Raw genomic sequence first — 1,562 nt, 5'->3', positions numbered from 1 at the left:
GCGCGGGGCCGCAAGCGTTTCCGGCACCGCACCTTCGTCACCGCCGCCACCGCCGAGGAGGCCGCGGACCGGCTGACCTCGGGCGCGACGACGATCAGCGGGGTCGCTCCGGAGGCCGAACTGCCGGTGGTGTTCGCCTTCGCGGGCGAGGGCGGGCAGTACGCGGGCCTGGGCCGCGCGCTGTACGAGGGGGACGCCACATACCGGCGCACCGTGGACGAGCTGTCCGAACTCGCCCTGGATATAGCCGGTTTCGACGTCCGGGCGCTGCTCTACCCGGAGCCGGGAGACGAGGAGGCAGCCGCGGACCGGCTGAGCCGCGCCCTGTGGGCGCAGCCCGCGATGTTCGTCTCCCAGTACGCGCTCGCCACCTCGCTGATCGCCGCGGGCGTCGTCCCGGACACCATGGTCGGCCACAGCCTCGGCGAGTACGCCGCCGCCTGTGTGGCGGGGGTGCTCAGCACGTCCGACGCGCTGCGGCTGGTGTCCACCCGCGGGCGGCTGATGCAGGAGGAGACGCCGGACGGCGCGATGCTGGCCGTCGGCCTGGACGAAGACGAGCTGCGCGCCATTCTCCCCGCCGCCCTGGACGTCGCGGGTGTCAACGCCGTGGGCCAGTGCGTGGTGTCCGGGGCGACCGAGGCGATCGACGCCTTCCAGGCACACCTGGAGGAGACCGACCTGCGGCACACCCGGCTCGGCACCTCCAACGCCGCGCACTCGCGGCTGATGGTGGGCATCGTGGAGGAGTACCGGGCGCTGCTGGCGCAGGTGGAGTTCGGCAAGCCGTCGATGCGGATCGTCTCGACCGTCACCGGCCGCGAGACCGGGCCGGACGAGATGGCCGACCCCGAGTACTGGATCCGCCACATGCTCCAGCCGGTGCGGTTCCGCGACGCGGCCCGCACGGTGCTGGAGGACGGTCCCGTGACCGTGGTCGAGGTCGGACCGGGCCGGGCGCTCACCCGGATGTTCGAGAACTCCGGTGGGGCGGCGGAGAGTCGCCCGGTCACTCCGTGGATGCGGAACGAGTGGTCGCCGAAGACCACGGCGGAGCTGCTCGGCGCCGTCTGGGTGCAGGGCGGGCGGATCGACTGGGACCGGCAGTTCGCCGGTCTGGAGCCGCGCCGGGTGTCGCTGCCCGGCTATCCGTTCGAGCGTTCCGAGCACTGGATCGACGTCACGCGGGACCACTCCCCCGTCGAACTGCCGGACCTGCGGCGCTCGTCCCGGATCACGGGCTGGCTCCAGGTGCCGCGCTGGACGGTCGCGCCGCCGTCCGAGGCCACGCCGGCGCCGGCCGGGCCCCGGCGCGTGCTGCTACCGCGGCCCGCGGTCTCCGCCGCGGCCGACGCACTGGCGGCGGCGCTGGAGGCGGCCGGCCACAGTGTCGTGCCGCTGCTTCCGGGCGACCGGCCCGAACTGGACCCGGCCGGCTCCCGGCTGGTCGTCCGCCCGGGCGACCACGACGACCTGCGGCTGCTGCACGAACTCCTCGCCGCGGGTGGGTCCGGCGTCGACCCGGGCGATGTGCGCCTTGGTGACGTAGCGGGTGAGTCCGG

Annotated in this window: 1 protein-coding gene; it reads left to right on the top strand. The window is 74.5% G+C overall.

The window, feature by feature from the left end:
* On the top strand, window positions 1-1,562 hold a 1,562-nt coding region (locus ACWD3D_RS36870), incomplete at both ends, for an acyltransferase domain-containing protein (protein WP_451464994.1).

The organism is Streptomyces sp. NPDC002690 (genome assembly GCF_053592415.1).
The sequence above is the reverse complement of the archived record's forward strand: the minus strand, read 5'-3'. Positions and strand labels throughout refer to the sequence as shown.